The sequence below is a fragment of the Bradyrhizobium sp. USDA 4503 genome (genome assembly GCF_054055815.1).
On the sequence record NZ_JBSRXS010000001.1, the window covers coordinates 7,073,865 to 7,094,156 of the forward strand.

General features: G+C 64.4%; 17 protein-coding genes and 1 pseudogene. 12 read left to right on the top strand and 6 right to left on the bottom strand.

The window, feature by feature from the left end:
* Window positions 1–29: 29 nt before the first annotated feature.
* Window positions 30–914: an amidohydrolase family protein gene (locus ACVMIH_RS33695; protein ID WP_229193054.1), complete on the bottom strand. Its 885-nt coding sequence runs from the start codon at window positions 912–914 to the stop codon at window positions 30–32.
* 465 nt (window positions 915–1,379) lie between these two features.
* Here ACVMIH_RS33695 and ykgO point away from each other — a divergent pair, with 465 nt between their 5' ends.
* Both ykgO and ACVMIH_RS33705 read left to right on the top strand, forming a co-directional pair.
* Window positions 1,380–1,505 (top strand): type B 50S ribosomal protein L36, encoded by a 126-nt coding sequence (gene ykgO / locus ACVMIH_RS33700; protein WP_002718645.1) that lies wholly within the window; start codon window positions 1,380–1,382, stop codon window positions 1,503–1,505.
* A gap of 123 nt (window positions 1,506–1,628) precedes the next feature.
* On the top strand, window positions 1,629–2,297 hold the full coding sequence (locus ACVMIH_RS33705; protein WP_253588104.1) for a tetratricopeptide repeat protein: 669 nt from the start codon (window positions 1,629–1,631) through the stop codon (window positions 2,295–2,297).
* Window positions 2,298–2,394: 97 nt separating this feature from the next.
* On the opposite strand, the gene ACVMIH_RS33710 is transcribed toward ACVMIH_RS33705, so the two are convergent.
* Window positions 2,395–2,571 carry a hypothetical protein gene (locus tag ACVMIH_RS33710; RefSeq protein WP_018269760.1) on the bottom strand — a complete coding sequence of 59 codons (177 nt, stop codon included), beginning with the start codon at window positions 2,569–2,571 and terminating at the stop codon, window positions 2,395–2,397.
* Window positions 2,572–2,930: 359 nt separating this feature from the next.
* Between ACVMIH_RS33710 and ACVMIH_RS33715 the strand changes: the two are divergent.
* Together ACVMIH_RS33715 and poxB are read left to right on the top strand one after the other, a co-directional pair.
* Window positions 2,931–3,893 (top strand): annotated as a pseudogene (locus ACVMIH_RS33715) (alpha/beta fold hydrolase).
* A 111-nt stretch (window positions 3,894–4,004) separates the two neighbouring features.
* Complete coding sequence (gene poxB, locus ACVMIH_RS33720) at window positions 4,005–5,741, top strand: ubiquinone-dependent pyruvate dehydrogenase (protein ID WP_057018106.1); 1,737 nt, start codon at window positions 4,005–4,007, stop codon at window positions 5,739–5,741.
* Window positions 5,742–5,831: 90 nt separating this feature from the next.
* Here poxB and cycA read toward each other — a convergent pair whose 3' ends face one another.
* Entirely contained in the window at window positions 5,832–6,224 is a 393-nt protein-coding gene (cycA, locus tag ACVMIH_RS33725; protein WP_456853208.1) for a cytochrome c-550 CycA, read from the bottom strand.
* Between the two features lie 235 nt (window positions 6,225–6,459).
* Between cycA and ACVMIH_RS33730 the strand changes: the two genes are divergently transcribed.
* Window positions 6,460–7,953 carry an FAD-linked oxidase C-terminal domain-containing protein gene (locus ACVMIH_RS33730; RefSeq protein ID WP_057018105.1) on the top strand — a complete coding sequence of 498 codons (1,494 nt, stop codon included), beginning with the start codon at window positions 6,460–6,462 and terminating at the stop codon, window positions 7,951–7,953.
* Window positions 7,954–8,238: 285 nt separating this feature from the next.
* Here ACVMIH_RS33730 and ACVMIH_RS33735 read toward each other — a convergent pair whose 3' ends face one another.
* Window positions 8,239–8,652 (bottom strand): hypothetical protein, encoded by a 414-nt coding sequence (locus tag ACVMIH_RS33735; protein WP_456856687.1) that lies wholly within the window; start codon window positions 8,650–8,652, stop codon window positions 8,239–8,241.
* 320 nt (window positions 8,653–8,972) lie between these two features.
* Between ACVMIH_RS33735 and ACVMIH_RS33740 the strand changes: the two genes are divergently transcribed.
* Window positions 8,973–10,118 (top strand): acyltransferase family protein, encoded by a 1,146-nt coding sequence (locus ACVMIH_RS33740; protein WP_456864756.1) that lies wholly within the window; start codon window positions 8,973–8,975, stop codon window positions 10,116–10,118.
* A gap of 143 nt (window positions 10,119–10,261) precedes the next feature.
* Here the strand turns inward: ACVMIH_RS33740 and ACVMIH_RS33745 are convergent, their stop codons facing one another.
* Complete coding sequence (locus ACVMIH_RS33745; protein WP_225162242.1) at window positions 10,262–10,744, bottom strand: putative quinol monooxygenase; 483 nt, start codon at window positions 10,742–10,744, stop codon at window positions 10,262–10,264.
* Window positions 10,745–10,940: 196 nt separating this feature from the next.
* Between ACVMIH_RS33745 and ACVMIH_RS33750 the strand changes: the two genes are divergently transcribed.
* The 5 genes from ACVMIH_RS33750 (at window position 10,941) to ACVMIH_RS33770 (ending at window position 16,321) form a co-directional block, all read left to right on the top strand.
* The gene (locus tag ACVMIH_RS33750) at window positions 10,941–11,630 is read left to right on the top strand and encodes an ArsR/SmtB family transcription factor (RefSeq protein WP_456853204.1); all 690 of its coding nucleotides are present in this window, start codon (window positions 10,941–10,943) and stop codon (window positions 11,628–11,630) included.
* 32 nt (window positions 11,631–11,662) lie between these two features.
* Window positions 11,663–12,901: an FAD-binding protein gene (locus ACVMIH_RS33755; RefSeq protein ID WP_076827749.1), complete on the top strand. Its 1,239-nt coding sequence runs from the start codon at window positions 11,663–11,665 to the stop codon at window positions 12,899–12,901.
* The gene (gene glcF, locus ACVMIH_RS33760; RefSeq protein ID WP_225162244.1) at window positions 12,898–14,214 is read left to right on the top strand and encodes a glycolate oxidase subunit GlcF; all 1,317 of its coding nucleotides are present in this window, start codon (window positions 12,898–12,900) and stop codon (window positions 14,212–14,214) included. The genes ACVMIH_RS33755 and glcF overlap by 4 nt, the downstream gene beginning before the upstream one ends.
* 214 nt (window positions 14,215–14,428) lie before the next feature.
* The gene (locus ACVMIH_RS33765) at window positions 14,429–14,827 is read left to right on the top strand and encodes a histone (protein ID WP_456853200.1); all 399 of its coding nucleotides are present in this window, start codon (window positions 14,429–14,431) and stop codon (window positions 14,825–14,827) included.
* Between the two features lie 498 nt (window positions 14,828–15,325).
* Window positions 15,326–16,321 (top strand): TorF family putative porin, encoded by a 996-nt coding sequence (locus tag ACVMIH_RS33770; protein WP_057018099.1) that lies wholly within the window; start codon window positions 15,326–15,328, stop codon window positions 16,319–16,321.
* A gap of 172 nt (window positions 16,322–16,493) precedes the next feature.
* Here ACVMIH_RS33770 and ACVMIH_RS33775 read toward each other — a convergent pair whose 3' ends face one another.
* Window positions 16,494–18,239: an ABC transporter ATP-binding protein/permease gene (locus ACVMIH_RS33775; protein ID WP_456853198.1), complete on the bottom strand. Its 1,746-nt coding sequence runs from the start codon at window positions 18,237–18,239 to the stop codon at window positions 16,494–16,496.
* A 310-nt stretch (window positions 18,240–18,549) separates the two neighbouring features.
* Here ACVMIH_RS33775 and ACVMIH_RS33780 point away from each other — a divergent pair, with 310 nt between their 5' ends.
* Entirely contained in the window at window positions 18,550–20,220 is a 1,671-nt protein-coding gene (locus ACVMIH_RS33780) for an L-lactate permease (RefSeq protein ID WP_038380167.1), read from the top strand.
* The last annotated feature ends 72 nt before the right edge of the window (window positions 20,221–20,292 follow it).

Sequence of the window (20,292 nt, forward strand, 5' to 3'; positions counted from 1 at the left end):
CTCCGAAGCTTGCCGCCGACAATACTCCCTTAGATTCCCAAAATCTTCCGCGCGTTGGCCTTCAGGACCTTCGGCCGGATCTCCTCGCGGATGTCGAGCTTGGCGAAGTCGGCGAGCCAGCGGTCCGGCGTGATCACCGGCCAGTCGGAGCCGAACAGCATCTTGTCCTGCAGGATCGAGTTGATGTAGCGGACCAGGACCGGCGGGAAGTATTTCGGCGACCAGCCGGACAGGTCGATATAGACGTTCGGCTTGTGGGTCGCGACCGACAGCGCCTCTTCCTGCCAGGGGAAGGAGGGATGCGCGAGGATGATCTTGAGGTCGGGGAAATCGGCCGCGACGTCGTCCATGTACATCGGGTTGGAATATTTCAGCCGCATCCCCATGCCGCCCGGCATGCCGGAGCCGACGCCGGTCTGGCCGGTGTGGAACAGCGCAATCGCGCCGCCGTCATTGATGGCTTCATAGAGCGGATAGGCCATGCGGTCGTTGGCGTAGAAGCCCTGCATGGTCGGGTGGAATTTGAAGCCGCGGACGCCGTATTCCTCGATCAGCTTGCGGGCCTCGCGGACGCCGAGCTTGCCCTTGTGCGGGTCGATCGAGACGAACGGGATCAGCACGTCGAGATGGTCGGAGGCGACCTCGAGCATTTCGTAATTGTTGTAGCGGCGGAAGCCGGTCTCGCGCTCGGCGTCGACCGGGAAGATCACCGCGGCGATGTTCTTGGCGCGGTAGTAGGCCGCGGTCTCCGGCACGGTCGGCGGATGTTTGTGCGGCGACTTGAAGTAGTCGGCCATCTGCGCCTGGAAGTCGTCATAGCCGTCGTCGCCATGCATGCCGCACGGCTCCTCGGCATGGGTGTGGATGTCGATCGCGGTGACCTTTTCGATGTCGGGCAGTTTGAGTTTGGGCATTCGGTTTCCCCGGCGGCGTGTTCATTGGTGATGGAAAATAATTATATGTTATAATGATTTTCGCAAGCGCCGTGGTGGTTGAAGGAATATGACCGCGGGCCGAGCTCGGCCCGGCGCGAGGTCCGGTTCGGCCGGGGGGCGGGCGCGAGGAGGACGAAAACTCGATTCGGCGGCTGTGGCGCCATCGTCAAAAGGCGACGGCGGGTCCGTCGTGGTCCGGATAATTGTGGCCGTCGCCGTTTCCGAAGCGATCTCAATGGCGTGGCGCGGTGCCTGGCGCGGGTTCCCGGCCGGGACAGGCCCGAAAATCGGCCCATCTCGGTTGACATTTAACGGTCCGATGGCTTAGAACCCGGCCGTCCCGGGCGGCAGGCCGCTTGTCGGGATAAATCCCATTTTGCCAATTATTGGCATTGATCAGGTACGGCCTCCAACACGGGCCTTTCGAAGTAACAGGATTGTCCCATGAAGGTCCGTAACTCGCTCAAGTCGCTGCGCGGCCGCCATCGCAACAACCGTCTGGTTCGCCGCAAGGGCCGCGTCTATGTGATCAACAAGGTCCAGCGCCGCTTCAAGGCGCGCCAGGGTTGATACGCCAAATCTGATCGACAAGGCTGATCCCGCCCGGATCGCCGGCCGATTCCGATCCTTCCTTCACAGGTCTTTGACGCCGCGCTGCTTTGCAGCGCGGCGTTGTGCGTCTAGACTTCGGCGATGGGATTAAAGCTCGGATTGAAGTTCCTGGGGCCCACCAACCGCCGGCTGGCGATCCTGATTGCCGCGCTTCTGGCCATGCCCGTTGCGGCCGTCGCGCAGGACGATCCGCGGGTGGTCCCGCCGCCCAGGGCCCAGAAAAAACTACCTGAAGCTCCAACCAAGCTGCCGAAGGTGCCGGCCGACCGGGCCCGCGGGCTGGATTTCCTGTTCGGCGCGCTGAAGGCCGCGCCCGACGAGGACAGTGCCCGCCATGTCGAGGCGCGGATCTGGGCGCTGTGGCTGCAAACCCCGAGCGATACCGCGGCGCTGTTGATGGTGCGTGCCAAGGCGGCAATCGACGCCCAGAATGTCGATGTCGCGCTGAAGCTGCTGGACGCGGTGATCAAGCTCCGGCCCGACTATGTCGAGGCCTGGAACCGGCGTGCGACGATCTACTACTTGAAGAACGATTACGTTCGTTCGCTTGGAGACCTGCAGCAGGTGCTGACCCGCGAACCCCGCCATTTCGGCGCGCTGGCGGGCGTCGGCATGATCATGCAGGACATGGGCGACGACAAGCGTGCGCTCGACGCCTTCCGCAAGGCGCTGGCTGTCGATCCCTACCTCGAGAAGGTGCCGCAGATCGTCAAGCAGCTGACCGAAAAGGTCGAAGGCCGCGATATCTGATTGCGTGCGATTGATCGCGATCGTGGGGCGATGGCCGCGAATGGACACGTTGCTCGCGAGCTTGATGCTTGCTCGCGGTCCGGTCCGGCGCAGGAGGCTAGTGCAAGAACTTGCCGCGGGACGCGGTGTCCTGGGCTACGGCAGCATAGAATTGCTGAAGCTCCGCCTCCAGGTGCTCATTCACCAGCAACAGTGCCTTCAGGGCGCCGCGCAGGTCGCCATTGCAGCTCGCCACGATCTGATCGATGGCCGCATCGCTAGGGTCGGAAATCATGGTACTCCTCCGATTACTTCCCGTTGAACTCGTCATGCGGACGCCGGTTCCTGTGGATACCGTGTACAAACCAGGAAGCGTTCCAATGGCGTCCCGGTTTCGATGAAGCCTCGCGTCTGATGGCGAAATTGCCACCGCCAATCTATGAAATGACTAATGACGCAGGTATGAACCCGCTATCCACAGGCTGGGCGCATTGTGGACAACTCCGCGCCGGGGCGCGAGCCGGATAATCGACAATTGGCTTTCCGAACAAGAGCATGCCCTGGCAGGGGGCACATCCGCGCGAAACCTGATTTCGGCTTCGTCGTAATTGTCAGGTGCCCAATCAGGTGCCTAAGACCTTTCGGATCCCCTCGATGTTGACCGCAATCATTGCGCTGGCGGCCGCAGGGCTGGCCCTGGCGCTGGTGACACAGCTCGGCGCCCTGCTGATCCAGCGGGCCTTCCCGCCGCAGGGGCGAATGATCGATGTGGCCGGGGCGCGGCTGCATGTGGTCGAACTCGGCCCGCGCGATGCGGTCGGGCCGCCGGTCGTGATGCTGCATGGTGCAAGCTCCAATCTCCGCGCGATGCAGCCGCTCGGCGATCGCGTTGCCAAAGCGCGCCGGGTGATCCTGATCGATCGGCCGGGTCACGGCTGGAGCACCCGCGCGCGCGTCGCGGATTCGACGCCCGCGATCCAGGCCCGGATGATCGTGGAGGCGCTGACCAGGCTCGGCGTCGAGCGGGCGATCGTGGTGGCGCATTCCTGGGCCGGCGCACTCGCCTTGCGCATTGCGCTGGATCATCCGGACCGCGTCGCCGGCCTCGTGCTGCTCGCCCCTGTCGCCTATCCGTGGCGCGGCGGCGCCGGACGCTACAATGATGCGATCTCGACACCTTTGATCGGACCATTGCTTGCGCACACGATCACGCTGCCGCTCGGTTTCCTCGTCGCCAATTCGGCTACGCGCGGCGTGTTCGCGCCGCAGCCGGTGCCGGCTGATTTCGTCCGCGACAGCCAGTCGTTGCTCCTGCTGCGTCCGCGCGAGTTCATCGCCAATGCGCGCGACCTCGTCACGCTGAAGGCGGCCGTTGTCGAATAGGCCCCGCGCTATGCCGAGATCAGGGCGCCGCTGTCAATCATTTCGGGCGACGTCGACAAGACGGTCTCGACCGGCATCCACTCGCGGCCGCTCGCCGCATCGGCGCCGAACGCGAAGCTGACCGTGCTGCCGGACACAGGCCACATGGTGCAGTACGTCGTGCCCGATCTCGTGGCGTCCGAGATCGAGACGATGGCCGGCCTGATGGTGCGGGACGCGGTGACGGCGCAATAGCTGCCGCGCCTTTGCGCCGCGCGAATGTGATCCGGCAAGGCTTGCGCCGCCGCGTGGCGCCGAACATCATGCAGCCCACGCGGTTTCGGATTGCAGCAAAGGACACCTCTCATGCGGATCGACAACATTGCCGACCTCATCGCTGAAACCCTTGCCCAGGCCGGCGTCAAACGCATCTACGGTGTCGTCGGCGACAGCCTCAACGGCCTGACCGAGGCGTTGCGCAAGCGCGGCACGATCGATTGGCTGCATGTGCGTCACGAGGAGGTGGCCGCGTTCGCCGCCGCCGCCGAATCCCAGATCACGGGCGCGCTCGCGGTGTGCGCGGGCTCTTGCGGTCCGGGCAATCTGCATCTCATCAACGGCCTGTTCGACGCGCATCGCAGCCGCACGCCGGTGCTGGCGATCGCGGCGCAGATCCCGTCGGCCGAGATCGGCGGCGGATATTTCCAGGAGACGCATCCGCAGGACCTGTTTCGCGAATGCAGCCATTATTGCGAACTGGTGTCGGATCCGGCGCAACTGCCCTACATGCTGGAGAACGCGATCCGCGCCGCGGTCGGCAAGCGCGGCGTCGCCGTATTGGTGCTGCCGGGCGACGTCGCGATGCGGACGGCGCCGAAGCGCGACATCGCGCCGAATGCCGGCTTGCTGCCGCCGGCGCCGGTGGTGCGTCCGGCCGACACCGAGTTGAACGCGCTGGCGGCACTGCTCAACGGCGCGCGACGTGTCACGCTGTTCTGCGGCCGCGGCTGCGCCGGCGCGCATGACGGCTTGATCAAGCTTGCCGAGACGCTGAAGAGCCCGATCGTGCACGCGCTCGGCGGCAAGGAATATGTCGAATACGACAACCCCTACGACGTCGGCATGACCGGCTTCATCGGCTTTTCCTCCGGCTATGCCGCCATGCACGGCTGCGACGTGCTGCTGATGCTGGGCACCGATTTTCCCTACAAGCAGTTCTTCCCGACCGGCATCAACATCGCGCAGGTCGATATCCGCCCCGAAAATCTCGGCCGCCGCTGCAAGCTCGATCTCGGCATCGTCGGCGAGGTCGGCGAGACCATCGCCGCGCTGCTGCCGAAGCTCCATGTGAAGACCGACCGCAAGCATCTCGATGCCAGCCTCGCGCATTACAAGGACGCCCGCGCCGGGCTCGACGATCTCGCCCGCGGCAAGCCGGGCCAGAAGCCGATCCATCCGCAATATCTGGCGCGCCTGCTCAGCGAGCAGGCGAGCGAGGATGCGGTGTTCACCGCCGACGTCGGCACGCCGACGATCTGGGCCGCGCGTTATCTGAAAATGAACGGCCGCCGCCGTCTGGTGGGCTCCTGGGTCCATGGCTCGATGGCCAATGCGATGGCGCATGCGATCGGCGCGCAGGCGGCGCAGCCCGGACGGCAGGTGGTGTCGATGTCCGGCGATGGCGGCTTCGCCATGCTGATGGGCGATTTGATCACGCTGACCCAGGCCAAGCTGCCGGTGAAGGTCGTGATCTTCAACAACAGCGTGCTCGGCTTCGTCGCGCTGGAGATGAAGGCCGCCGGCTTCATCGAGACCGGGGTCGATCTGAAGAATCCGGATTTTGCGGCGATGGCCCGCGCCATGGGCATTCACGGCGTCAGGGTGGAGGATCCCGGCGAGCTCGAGGGCGCGATCCGCGACGTGCTCGCGCATGACGGCCCGGCGGTGCTCGACGTCGTGACCGCGACGCAGGAGCTGTCGATGCCGCCGACCATTACGCTGGAGCAGGTGAAGGGATTCAGCCTGTGGGTGCTGCGCGCGGTGATGAGCGGCCGCGGCGACGAGGTGGTCGATCTCGCCAAGACCAATCTGTTGCCGCGCTGAAAGGGGATGGCGTTTCGAAGAAAGGCCATCCCCGTTCTAACGTCCGCCCCGGCATAGGCGCCGGGCGGACGGCGCGACCGATACCGCCGATTACTTCTGCTTGCCGTCCTTGTCGAACGAGGAGACGTAGGCCCAGAGGTTGTTGGCCTCGTTCTCGTTCTTGATGCCGGCGAATGCCATCTTGGTGCCGGGAATCTTGGCCTTCGGGTCCTTGATGTATTCGAGGAAGGTTTCCTTGTTCCAGGTGATGCCGGAATTCTTGTTGGCATCGGAATAATTGTAGTCGGGCGCGGAGCCGGAATGGCGGCCGTCGAGGCCGTTGAGCTCGGGGCCGACCTTGTTCTTGGCGCCTTCGCCGATTGCGTGGCAGGCGAGGCATTTATTGAACGAGGTCTTGCCGGCGGCGGCATCCTGCGCCAGCGCGGAGGATGCGGAAGCCAGCGACGTGACGACCGCCAGCACGCTCAAGGTCTTTAGGTTCATGGGGTTCTCTTCGTTTCGTCCCGGGAGGTAGTGATCGTTTGTGGCATGTCCGGCTTGGACAGGACAAGCCACGAAACTTTGACAGGTTTCGCGGCCGCCCGCTTGTCCGAGAGAGAACTCGCCATTGCGGGGTGGGGCAATCCGACCTTCGGCCGGTGCACTGAAACAGGTGCAGACGTGATTGATTTGTCGTAACAAATCGGCGAAGGGCAAAAGCCCAGCCGAGGGAACAACGATGTCCATCATGATGCCGGCGGCCGACCAGGCCGTCCTCGCTCGCCGCGCCGAAATCGTGGCCGCCTTGCGCGCAATCGTCCCGGGCGAGGGCGTGATCGACAGCGCCGCCGAGATGCTGGCCTATGAATCCGACGGCCTGACCGCCTATCGGCAGCCGCCGATGGTCGTGGTGCTGCCCGATACCACCGAGCAGGTGTCGAAGGTGCTCAAATATTGCCAGGGCCAGGGCATCAAGGTGGTGCCGCGCGGCTCCGGCACCTCGCTGTCCGGCGGCGCGCTGCCGCTTGCCGACGGCGTGCTGCTCGGGCTCGGCAAGTTCAAGCGGATTCGCGAGATCGACTTCGACAACCGCGTCGTGGTCACCGAGCCCGGCGTCACCAACCTCGCGATCAGCCAGGCGGTCGCGCATGCCGGCTTTTATTACGCGCCCGATCCGTCGTCGCAGATCGCCTGCTCGATCGGCGGCAATGTCGCGGAAAATTCCGGCGGCGTGCACTGCCTGAAATACGGCATGACCACCAACAACGTGCTCGGCTGCGAGATCGTGCTGATGAGTGGCGAGATCCTGCGCATCGGCGGCAAGTCGGCCGAGAATGCCGGCTATGATTTGATGGGAATCATCACCGGCTCGGAAGGGTTGCTCGGCGTCATCACCGAGATCACCGTGCGCATCCTGCAGAAGCCGGAGACGGCGCGTGCGCTGATGGTCGGCTTCGCCGAGGTCGAGGCGGCCGGCGAATGCGTCGCGCGGATCATCGGCGCCGGCATCATCCCGGGCGGCATGGAGATGATGGACAAGCCCGCGATCCACGCCGCGGAGGCGTTCGTTCACGCCGGTTATCCGCTGGACGTCGAGGCGCTGTTGATCATCGAGCTCGACGGCCCTCAGGTCGAGGTCGACGAGCTGATCGAGCGGGTCGAGGCGATCGCGCAAGGCTGCGGCTCGACCTCCTGCCAGATCTCGACCTCGGAGGCCGAGCGCAATCTGTTCTGGGCCGGCCGCAAGGCGGCGTTCCCCGCGGTCGGGCGCATCTCGCCGGACTACCTCTGCATGGACGGCACCATCCCGCGCGGCGCCTTGCCGAAGGCCCTGGCGCGGATCCGCGACCTCTCGGAGAAATACGGCCTCGGCGTCGCCAACGTGTTCCACGCCGGCGACGGCAATCTGCACCCCTTGATCCTCTACGATGCCAACAAGCCGGGCGAGATCGAAAAGGCGGAGGCGTTCGGCGCCGACATCCTGCGCTGCTGCGTCGAGCTCGGCGGCGTGCTCACCGGCGAGCACGGCGTCGGCATCGAGAAGCGCGACCTGATGCCGGACATGTTCACCGAGATCGACCTCAACCAGCAGCAGCGGCTGAAATGCGCCTTCGATGCCGAGGGTCTGCTCAACCCCGGCAAGGTGTTTCCGACCCTGCACCGCTGCGCCGAGCTCGGCCGTGTCCATGTCCACGCCGGCAAGCTGGCCTTCCCGGATATCCCGCGGTTCTAGTGTCCCGAATCCGAAGTTCGTATCATTTGCCGCACCTTCGGAGCGAACTTCGGATTCGATAAGGACACTAGCAAACTTCTGATTCTAGTGTGCTTTGTGAATGCGAAGTTCGTGAAAGTGGCTGCCGCGAAATCGCACGAACTTCGCCTTCAGCACACTAGAGCATGATCCGGAAAAGTGCGAAGCGGTTTTCCCTCGCGACAACCGCGGAACGCGTTTGCGCGGAGATCATGGTCAAACAAAGAGCTAAAGCGCGATGACGATTCAACCCAATCTCATCGCGCTTTAGTACCGTCTGAGTAGCCCCGACGCCGCGCCGCTATCGCCATAGGCGGCGCAGGCCCCTTCCGGGTCTGTGATCAACGCCGCCCGGACTCGCTTGAAAGTCTTGCCGGCCGCTTCGGACACCTCGGGGCGGAATTTGCGCGGATCGTAGTCATTGCCGTCGTGAGCCTTGATGGCCGCGTCGAACGCATTGATCAGGGCCATCGCGGCGTCGGGGCTGCCGAGAAGTCTGGCGCCCGTCTGAACGCCGCCGGCACCATTGGCCTCATAGCCGGTGCATCGTTGTTCGAGCACCGCGGCTGCGGTAGCGAGCTGGTCGAGGAACGTCGCCTCGGCGTCCGTGAGCATGGCAGCACCCGCCTGTCCCGGCGCGATGATCGCGAGCAGCGCGATGGCTGTCAGTTTGATGTGCATCGTGGTGGTTTCTCCCGGCGGAGCCGCGATCAAATCAATGGTTGCCGAATGACGATAACAAGTCTGCTTCCAGGGCATCAGGAGCCACGTCAGCTATTGGCCCCGAGGCCAACATGCGTGAGCGTGCGCCCAGAGCCACCAACGCGCGAGGGCCGGTCGATACAATTCGACAGACCGCCCTAGCCGGCCGATAACCTTAACCGATCCTTGCGCGGTGGCCGGCGCCCGTGCGTCGCTGCAATTACAGCGCGGACCCATTTACACGGCCTTAGACTGTTGCTCGGTATTTTCCGCAGATGCACGTCTTCGGGAGCACATCGATGCCCAGCCTGGCCGATCAGCTGGCGCTTTCGCGCAATCGGCCCGCGGGTTTCGACTACATGCGGATCGCGCTGGCGGCGTCGATCATTGGCCTGCACAGCACGAACGTGACGCTCGGGCTCGGCCGCGCGCTGGAAATCCAGAGCACGCTGCGCATCGGCGTCGCGATGATCCTTGCGCTGTTCTTTGCTCTGAGCGGCTTCCTGGTGACCGCAAGCCTGCTCCGGTGCAAGAGCCTGATTTCCTTCCTCGGCCTGCGCGTGCTGCGGATCGGACCGGCGCTCGCGGTCGAAACCACGCTATCGGCAATCATCATCGGCTCGGTCTTCACCGAGCTGCCGTTGGCGCAATATGTCGCCGATCCGAAATTCCACGCCTATTTTCTCAATATCGTCGGCGACATCCATTACGAGCTGCCGGGCGTGTTCCTGCACAATCCGCTGCCCGATCTGGTGAACGCCCAGCTCTGGACCGTGCCGTACGAGCTGTGGTGCTACGTCATCCTGGCGCTGCTCGCCGTGCTCACGATCTGCTTCAACCGGCCGGCGTTCCTGGCGTTCATGGTAATCGTCCAGATCGGACTCATCGCCTACGACATCTGGCGCTGGGACGAGGTGCCGATCCAGCTTCGCCCGCACCTTCTGGTGTTCTGCTTCCTTGCCGGCGTCGGCTTCTACCTCTGGCGCGACAAGGTGCCGTTCAACCGCACGCTGTGCCTGCTGGCGCTGGTGCTGTGCGCCGCCGGCATGGCGACCGGGCGCGGTGACGCGCTGGCTCCCGTGCCGGCCGCCTATGTCGCCTGCTATCTCGGCCTGATGAATCCGCGGCGGAGCTGGATCGTCTCGTCAGGCGATTACTCCTACGGGCTTTATCTCTACGGCTTCGTCATCCAGCAATGCGTCGCCACCTTCGGCCCGCCGGTCCAGCACTGGTATCTGAACCTCCTGATCAGCCTGCCGCTCGCCTTCGGCGTCGCCGTCGTGTCCTGGCATCTCGTCGAGAAACGCGCGCTTCGGCTCCGAACCCAGGTCGAGAGCCTCGAGGCGGCGGTGCTGTCGCGGATCTCGATCGTCGGCTTCTGGCGCAGGCCGCCCGAGCGGGCCGGCTTGCGCGCAACGCTCGGCAACAGCGGCGCGTCGATCTGACCCGCGCCGGCGGGAAGGACGAGCTTCGGTTCTGATTGAATCAGAACCGAAGCTCTCGCTTCTTGTTTTGACGCGTTTTCTTCACGCGAACCGGGTCCACTTCGTTCGAAAACGCTCTAGCATCCTCCCCGCCGCGCTTTTCTTCACAGCAGCGCGTATTGCGACCGCTCGCGCTTGGCGAGCAGCGGCAGCGCCTGCTCCGCGATGTAGGTTTTGAAAGCCGCGCTGTCCTGGTGTGCCTTGAACGCGGCTTCGTCCTGGAACAATTCGTAGAACAGGAATTGCGCCGGATTATCCTTGCCGCGGCCGATCAGGAACAGCTTGGTGCCGGGGTCCTTCTGCGCCTCGGGCAGGAAGCCGTCGAGGATTTCCGCCACCTTGTCGGCCTGTCCCTCCTTGGCTTCCCATTGCGCCACAACCAGAAGGCCTGACGTGTTGATCGCGTCGCTGATGGTTCTCGTGCTCATCGCATAGTGCTTCATTGGCATTCCTCCGTTGCTGTGCTCCGATCGAGCTTGCGATCCGGCCCAGGGCGAGACGCCGGCGATCGCCATGATCGCGAACGAGCCGATGGCCGATCGTCGGGTGAGGATCATCGTCGTGGTCGAAACTTCCGAACGTTTCATGTTCGCCTCCAGATGATTCGCGCCAAGCGTCCTGCCGGCCGAACCGCAACGCGAGAGATAGTCGATCGTTCGGCGTCCCAGTTCGGTGATGGTCGAATTGTCGATGTCGTGAACATTTCGATCATGATCGAAGCGTTGCAGCGGCATGACGTGCGACAAGCGCAAGGGGCATATTTCGATCGATGCGGAGCCGGCCATGCAGACCATCGCACCGGAGCTTGCCGAACTCGCCGGGCTGATCGCCGATCCCGGCCGTGCCAGCATCCTGTCGCGGCTGATGGACGGACGCCCGCAGACTGCGAGCGAACTGGCGCTGGTCGCGGGCGTGACGCCCCAGACCGCGAGCTGGCACCTTTCGCGCATGGTCGAGCGGGCGCTGCTCAAGGTCGAGCGGCGTGGTCCGCGCCGCTTCTACCGGCTGGCTACGCCGCTGGTTGCGCAGATGCTCGAGGGCATGATGACGGTTGCCGCGATCGATCCGCACCCGTCCCAGCCGCCGCCGCGCATCGATCCCGAGATGCGCCGGGCTCGGACCTGCTACGACCACCTTGCCGGCGAGCTCGGCGTCGCCGTCACCGACGCGATGCGGGATCGTGGCCATCTCAATCTCGACCATGAGGCCGGCGAGCTGACTGCTTGCGGCCGTGCTTTTCTCGGCGATCTCGGCATCGACCTGCGTTCGCCGGCGCGGAGCCGGCGGATCTTGTGCCGGCCCTGTCTCGACTGGAGCGAGCGGCGTCCGCATCTGGCCGGGCGGGCGGGGGCTGCGGTTGCCGACCTTGCATTGCAACGGGACTGGATCCGGCGCCGGCCGCAGGGCCGCTCCGTCGAAATCACCGACGCCGGACTCCTCGCATTCAGAAATTTGTTCGGCGCGCGCATTTGATTTCGGAGCCGAATTTGGCTACCGGCTATGGCGTGGATACGCTCAAGGTCAGAGACGCAAAAGACGTCGAGGAAGTGGTGCGCGCGGCGGTTGCCAGCGAGCAGCCGCTTGAGGTCATTGGACATGGATCGAAGCGCGCCATCGGCCATCCGATGGCGACCAATGCGCTGCTCGACGTCTCGGCGCTGAATGCGGTCACCTCCTATGAGCCGAACGAACTGATCATCACCGTGCAGGCCGGCGCGCCGCTCGCCGACGTGCAATCCCTGATCGACGCCAAGAACCAGCAATTCGCCTTCGAGCCGATGGACACCTCTGTGCTGCTCGGCACCGCGGGCGCCGGCACGATCGGCGGCATGATCGGCGCCGGACTGGCCGGTCCCCGCCGCATCAAGGCCGGCGGTATCAGGGATCATCTGCTTGGGGCGCACGCGGTGTCCGGGTTCGGCGACAGCTTCAAGACCGGCGGGCGGGTGGTGAAGAACGTCACCGGCTACGATCTGTGCAAGCTGCTGACCGGCTCCTGGGGCACGCTCGCGGTCATGACCGAGGTCACGCTTAAGGTCATGCCGAAGCCGGAAGCCGAACGGACGCTGCTGCTGCGCGGGCTGGATGACGTCACCGCCAACAAGGCGATGACGGCGGCGCTGGGTTCGCCCTTCGACGTCTCCGGCGCCGCGCATCTGCCGGGTTCGGCGTTGCGGACCGGGGGCGGTGCGCTCGCCGGCCTCGCAGCCTCCGGCCAGCCGGTCACGCTGGTGCGGCTCGAGGGGATTTCGGCGTCGGCGGCACATCGGGCGGCCTCGCTGAGCCAGACGCTCTCGTCCTATGGAACGGTCGACAGCCTCGCCGACGACGGGTCGGCCGCAATCTGGAGTGCGCTGCGCGACGTGGTGCCGTTCGCGGCGAACGGCGCGCTCGGGGCCTGGCCGGTGTGGCGTATCGTTTGCCCGCCGGCCTCTGGCGGCGCGCTGGGCCAGGCGTTGTCGCGCGCCACCGGCGGCGACGTGATCTACGACTGGGGCGGGGGGCTGATCTGGGCCGCGGTGCCGCCGGGCGCCGACGCCCAGGCCACGCTGGTCCGCGGCCAGGTCGAGGCGATTGGCGGACACGCCACCCTGATCCGCGCCACCGAGGATGTGCGCCGGGCGGTCGATGTGTTCCAGCCGCAGGCGGCCGGGCTTGCCGCGCTCGGTGAACGGGTCCGGGCGAGCTTCGATCCGAGGTCCGTCCTCAACCGCGGCCGGATGATGCGAGGCGGGGCTGCATGAAGACCGAGTTTTCACTGGCGCAGCTTGCCGATCCCGACATCAAGGAAGCCGACAAGATCCTGCGCGCCTGCGTGCATTGCGGCTTCTGCACCGCGACCTGCCCGACCTATGTGCTGCTCGGCGACGAGCTCGATAGCCCGCGCGGCCGCATCTACCTGATCAAGGAGATGCTGGAGAAAGACAAGCCGCCGACGGCCGACGTGGTCAAGCATATCGACCGCTGCCTGTCGTGCCTCGCCTGCATGACCACCTGTCCGTCGGGCGTGAACTACATGCACCTCGTCGACCAGGCCCGGGTCCGGATCGAGCGGGATTACCAGAGACCGCTGACCGAGCGGCTGCTGCGGTGGGTACTCGCCCTCGTGCTGCCGCGGCCGGGCCTATTCCGGATCAGCATGATCCTGGCCGGGCTCGCCCGTCCGTTCGCCGCATTGCTGCCGACGCCATCGGTCGGTGCGTCGAGCCCGGGTCTGCTGCGGCGGATCAAGGCGATGCTGGCGCTCGCGCCGCGCGGCCTGCCGCAACCGGGGCCGGCTGCGGGAACCGTGTTTGCGCCGATCGGCCGGCGGCGCGGCCGGGTCGCGCTGCTGCAGGGCTGCGCCCAGCAGGTGCTGGCGCCACGCATCAATCAGGCCGCGATCAATGTCCTGACCAGGCACGGCGTCGAGGTGGTGCTGGTCAAGGACGAGCAATGCTGCGGCGCGTTGACCCATCACATGGGACAGGACGGCGACGCGCTGGCACGCGCGCGGGCCAACATCACAGTGTGGCAAAGGGAAGCGGACCAGAACGGGCTCGACGCCATCCTGGTGACGACCTCGGGCTGTGGGACAGTTGTCAAAGACTACGGCTACCTGCTGCGCGAGGACAAAACATTCGCGGAGCCGGCCAAGCGAATCTCTGCGCTGGCAAAGGATATCACCGAGTATCTCGCTGGCCTCGAGCTCGCGCCTTCAACACAGAAAGGCGACGTCACCGTCGCCTATCACTCCGCTTGTTCGTTGCAGCATGGACAGAAAATCACTCAACTTCCGAAAGAATTGCTTTCCAAGAATGGATTCGTGGTGAAAGATGTGCCCGAGAGCCATTTGTGTTGCGGTTCGGCGGGGACCTACAACATTCTCCAGCCCGACATTGCGAGCAGATTGCGCGATCGGAAGGTCGCCAATATTGCGCTTGTCAAACCGGACATGATCGCTGCGGGCAATATCGGCTGCATGGTTCAGATTGCCGGCGGTACGTCAGTTCCTGTGGTGCACACGATTGAGCTTCTCGATTGGGCGACAGGAGGTCCCCGGCCAGGATTGAATTGATCGACTGCCACTCGAGCATGATCCGGACCCCAGCCTTGCCCTGACGCAACGTGAAGGACCGGCGCTTCCTTGCCACAGACGCGAAGCGATCGCGCGGCCATCATGCCCGACAAGCGAAGTGGAGGGTGCCTCTCTTCGAGGTGCAGCCAACGTCCGGCAAGCGATCACTTCAATACGCCCGGTGGACTCAGATAGCGGCAACAGGAGGACCACGATGGCGAAGTCGAAGAAGGCGAAGAAAAGCAAGAAGGCCAAAAAGGCCAAGAAGGTGGTAGCGGCGAAGAAGAGGTCCGCGAAGAAGTCGGCCAAGAAGGCTGCGAAGAAATCCGCCAAGAAGGCTGCAAAGAAATCGGCGAAGAAGTCGGCCAAGAAAGCTGCAAAGAAAACGGCAAAGAAAGCCGCCAAGAAGGCTGCGCCGAAGAAGGCCGCTGCCAAGAAGAGCGCGCCGAAGAAGGCCGCTGCTCCGAAGAAGGCTGCCGCGCCGAAGCCGGCCGCTCCGGTCGCAGCACCTCCGGCGCCCGAGCCGCAGCCGGCACCGAGCTGGGCCACACCGAGCCACGAACCGGCGCCGGGCTGGATTGCCGGGTCGGCCGACGGGGGCGAGCACCACTAGAGCGTTTTCGAGCGAAGTGGGCACCGGTTCGCGTGAAGAAAACGCGTCAAAACAAGAATCTAGAGCTTCGGTTCTGATTCAATCAGAACCAAAAATGCTCTAGGCCGCTGCCACATTGCCGAGGTTCAACTGATCGAAGCCGCAGCGCGCCACGCTGCGGCTTCTTCCGTAGGTGCGACGACAATCCGTGCTTTTACGGGCACGGCGATTCGCGCCGATGCTCTTCCGCCGAGCCGGCTGTTGCCGTTTCCCGGTCCGGATGGACACGTTCAACCGGTGCGAGAGCAGCGGTATTGTGGTGCAAATGCAACACCCGCAAGTCAACATGCGGCAAGATGGCTAGAACGCCTAAAAAGGCGGCACATGCATGTCTTTTTGGCTTCACGGTACCGTGCATGAGCCTCAGATTGGCCACACGCGATTTAGTTGCAGTCCGTTATCGCGCGCCCTGGGGGGCCACCGGAGCTGGGCTGTCTGAACAGGTAGATGGGGATCGTCATGAAGAAACTGGCTTTGTTAGCAACGGCGCTAGCAATGATTTCGAGCTCGGCAATGGCAGCTGACATGGCGGTGAAGGCCGTCAAGGCGCCGCCGCCGGCTCCCTTCGATCCTTGGGACATCGCCTTTGGCGCCGGCATCATGAGCGACTACATCTTCCGCGGCGTCACCCAGTCCAACCACAATCCGTCGGTCACCGCCTATTTCGAGCCGCGCTACAACGTCAGCAAGGACCTGCAGCTCTACGTCGGTACTTCGACCGAAAGCATCTCCTTCGCCAACCGCGCCGCGGCTGAAGTCGACGTCTACGGCGGTATCCGCCCGACCTTCGGCGCCTTCGCCTTCGACATCGGTGTCTGGGGTTACCTGTATCCGGGCGGGACCTGCTACTACGGCGGCGGTGCGGTGGCCGACTTCGCCGGCAATCCGCTGAGCGCCGACTGCCAGGCCAACACCCTCACCAACCTCGCCGTCATGAAGAAGGACGTCTCGTTCTTCGAAGTCTATGGCAAGGCGACCTGGACCATCAACGACAACTGGGCGTTCACCATCAACGAATACTACTCGCCGAACTTCCTCAACACCGGCGCCTGGGGCAACTACTCCTCGATCATCGGCAAGTACACTGCGCCGAGCACCGTGTTCGGCAGCAGCGGCGTCGGCATGTACGTGTCGGGTGAGTTCGGCCGGCAGTGGCTCGGCACCTCCGACAGCTTCTACGGCGTCCCGGCGTTTCCGAACGGCATCAAGTATGCCGACTACAACACCTGGAACATCGGCATCGGCTTCACCTACAAGGTGTTCACGCTCGATCTGCGCTACTCCGACACCGACATGTCGAAGGGTGATTGCAGCGCCTTCACCAGCGACTTTACCGCGGGCGGAACCACTGCCGTCACCCCGATCAATCCGGGTGGCACGAGCTCCAACTGGTGCGGCGCGGCCGGCATCGCCAAGCTCTCGGTCGACCTGACCGCGATGTCCAACCTGAAGTAATCTCTCCTCCGGGGATCGAGGGGCGGCAGAGCAATCTGCCGCCCTTTTGTTTTTGGCCGGCCAGGTCTGATCGGCACAAGGCGGACAATAGCTAAAGGCGCTCGCGAGACCTGTGGGCTGCCCCCGCCGGGGTCAGCGGCAAGCCGTGGCCGCGGCTGACCCCTAATGCCGTTTACGACGCGGCGACCTTGACCGCGTCGCGCAGGATGAAGCGGTCGCCGTCGCGGACCAGCGTGACATTGCGCTGATGGAAGGTGTCGAGCGTCGAGCGGTGGCCGATCGAAACCACCGTGGTGCCGGGCAGCTTCTCGGCAACCAGCCTGTACAGCGCGGCTTCCGCCGGTTCGTCGAGCGAGGCCGTCGCCTCGTCGAGGAACAGGAACTGCGGCGCATGCAGCAGCGCCCGCGCGATGCCGAGCCGCTGCTGCTCGCCGAGCGACAGCATCCGGTTCCAGTGCGCCTGTTCCTCGAGCCGCGACGCAAGCTGCGGCAGTCCGACGGCGGTGAGAACCTCGCGGACCCGTCCCGCATCGAATTGCCTGGCCTCGCCCGGATAGACGACGGCGTCATGCAGCGAGCCGATCGGCAGATAGGGACGTTGCGGCAGCATCATCAGGCTGGCATTGGCCGGGATCTCGACCGCGCCGTCGCCGAACGGCCAGATGCCGGCGATCGCGCGGAATAGCGTCGACTTGCCGGCGCCGGAGGGGCCGGTCATCAGCGTGCGCTCGCCCTTGCGGAAGCCGAACCGGTCCGCGTCCAGCAGCGGCGTGCCGTCCGGCAGCCGCAGCACTAGGTTTTCTAGGCTGACGGCGCCGTCGCCCGGCGTCGCCGTGACATGAATTCGGTCGTCGCGCTTGGCGAGGTTCGATGCCGCCGCGATCCCTGCCTCGAATCCATCGAGCCGGTTCACCACGGCCTGCCATTCGGCCAGTTGACGATAGATGCTGACGAAGTACGAGAACGCGCCCTGGACGTTCGAAAACGCCGATGCGGTCTGCATCATGCCGCCGAGCTGGATCTTTTGCGCAAAGTAGGCCGGCGCCACCAGCACATAGGGGAAGATCACCGAGGCCTGATTATAGCTCGCCGTGAACGCGGTGATCTTCTTGGTCCGGTTCATGAGGGCGATCCAGTTCTCCACCACGCGTCCGAAGCGAACGCGCAGGCGCTCGCGCTCGGCCGGTTCGCCCTGCAGCAGCGCGATCTGCTCGGAGTTTTCCCGCACGCGCACCAGGTTGAAGCGGAAATCGGCTTCATATTGCTGCTGCTTGAAATCGATGCCGACCAGCGGCCAGCCGATCAGATGGGTCAGCACGGTGCCGAGCACCGAGTAGATCAGCGCGCACCAGACAAGGTAGCCGGGAATTGAATATTCCGTACCGAACAGGTGCAGCGGTGCCTCATTGGAAAGGCCCCACAGCAGGGTGAGAAAAGACGCCAGCGTGACGACCGAGCTCAACAGGCCGAGGCCGAGCGTGAGCGTGCGGTCGACGAACAGCTTGACGTCGTCGGTCATGCGCTGGTCGGGGTTGTCGGCCGCGTCGCCCTGCAGCTGCATCCTGTAGTGATTGGCCTGATGCAGCCAGTCCCCGAGATAGTGTGTGGTCATCCATTGCCGCCAGCGGATCTGCAGCCATTGATTGAGGTAGAGCTGGTAGACCGCCAGCAGGATGAAGAACGCGACGACGACGCAGAAATAGATGATCTCGCTGACGAAGGAATCCCAATTGCGTTCCTGCAGCGCGTTGTAGAAGCGGTTGTTCCACTGCGTGATCAGAACGTTGATGCCCACGATCGCCAGTTCGATCGCGATGACCGCCGCAAGCAGCCCCCGGCCGGCCCATTTGTCCTCGGAGTTGAAGTAGGGCGAGGCGATGCGCCACACCGTCGCGAGCGTCGAGCGAATGTTGTTCACAGATTATCGTCTCCGGGGAAGGGGCCGCAAAGGCCTGAAGAATCGGGACAATCGGGGTAGTCCTCGACTAAAGTCGTAGTTCTGGCATGCAAGCGTTGGCTTGTCCCGGCAATCGAGTCAATCCTAGCATGAGGACAACGGCGAGGGGCGGGGGACCTTCGATTTTTCGCGAGGATGTGAGCGATCCTTACCGATCGTTCATTCGCGAGCCGGGGCTGCAGCTTTTCCGACGGACTCCCGCAATCGCACCAGTCGCGCCTGCCCGCATGCAGGCCGGCGCGCTGCATAAAAATGTGGGAAGGATCCCGAGATGAACACCTGGAATCAAATTTACAACCCGCTGGGCAATGCGGCGCTGTCGACGGTCGCGGCCGCCATTCCCGTGGTCACGCTGCTGGTCCTGATCGCCAGCGGCAAGGTGAAGGCGCACATTGCGGCCATCATCGCCGTGATCGTGACCAACCTGATCACGATCTTCGTCTTCACCATGCCGGCCAACATGTCGATCCGCGCCACCCTGCTCGGCGTGATCACCGGGTTCTTCCCGATCGGCTGGATCGTGCTCAACGTCATCTTCCTCTACCAGGTCACGGTGAGGTGCGGGAAGTTCGAGCTGCTCAAGCGCGCGGTCGGCGGCGTCACCGAGGACCGGCGGTTGCAGCTGCTGTTGATCGCGTTCTCGTTCGGCGCCTTCTTCGAGGGCGCCTCCGGGTTCGGCACGCCGGTCGCGATCACCGGCGCGGTGCTGATCGGGCTCGGCTTCTCGCCGCTCGCTGCGTCCGGCCTGTCGCTGATCGCCAACACGGCACCCGTTGCCTACGGTGCGCTCGGCACGCCGATCCAGGGCCTCGCCTCGGTCACCGGGCTCGACCCGTATATCCTCGGCGCAATGGTCGGCCGTCAGCTGCCGCTGTTCTCGCTGATCGTGCCGTTCTGGGTGGTGTGGGCGTTTGCCGGCTGGCGCGGCATGAAGGAGGTATGGCCAGCGATCCTGGTCACCGGCGTGTCGTTTGCGGTCCCGCAATTCGTGATCTCGAACTACATCAATCCCTGGATCGTCGACATCGGCGCCTCGCTGATTTCGATGGGCGCCCTGATCCTGTTCCTGAAGGTCTGGCAGCCGCGGCAGCTCTGGCTGTCGCCGGCGCTGCGCGGCCGCGATGAATCGGCGGCGACGATGGCCGCCGCACCTCCGCTCGACAAGACGCCGCTGACCCAGGGCGAAATGTGGAGCGCGCTGCTGCCGTGGATCATCGTCTGCATCCTGATGCTGATCTGGGGCAACGGTGCCTTCAAGGCCTGGGCGAACGCCAACTTCGTCTGGAACTATCCGGTCCCCGAGCTCGACAAGCTGATCTTCAAGGTGCCGCCGGTGGCCGCCAAGCCGACGCCGGAAGGCGCCGTGTTCGGCTTCACCTACCTGTCGTTCACCGGCACCGGCATGCTGATCGCCGCGATCATCTCGGGTCTGTTGATGGGCTTCTCGCCGCTCAAGCTGATCGCCGAGTATGGCCGCACCATCCGCATCTGCGCGATCTCGCTGATCACGATCTCGGCGATGCTGGCGATCGGCACGCTGACCCGGCTGTCCGGCGTCGACGCCACGCTCGGCCTCGCCTTCGCGGCGACCGGCGTGCTCTATCCCTTCTTCGGCACCTTGCTCGGCTGGCTGGGCGTGGCGCTGACCGGATCGGATACCGCGTCGAACGTGCTGTTCGGCAATCTGCAGAAGATCACCTCCGAGCAGCTCGGCCTGTCGCCGATCCTGATGGCGGCGGCGAACTCCTCGGGCGGTGTGATGGGCAAGATGATCGACGCGCAATCGATCGTGGTCGCCTCGACCGCGACCAACTGGTACGGCCACGAGGGCTCGATCCTGCGCTACGTGTTCCTGCACTCGATCGTGCTGGCGTGTCTGGTCGGTCTGTTCGTGACCCTGCAGGCCTATGTCTATCCGTTCACGATGCTGGTGCTGAAATAGCGCCACGACGCATTTGGCGAACCAGGAATCCCCGCGAGCGGACAGCTCGCGGGGATTTGCTTTTCCAGCACA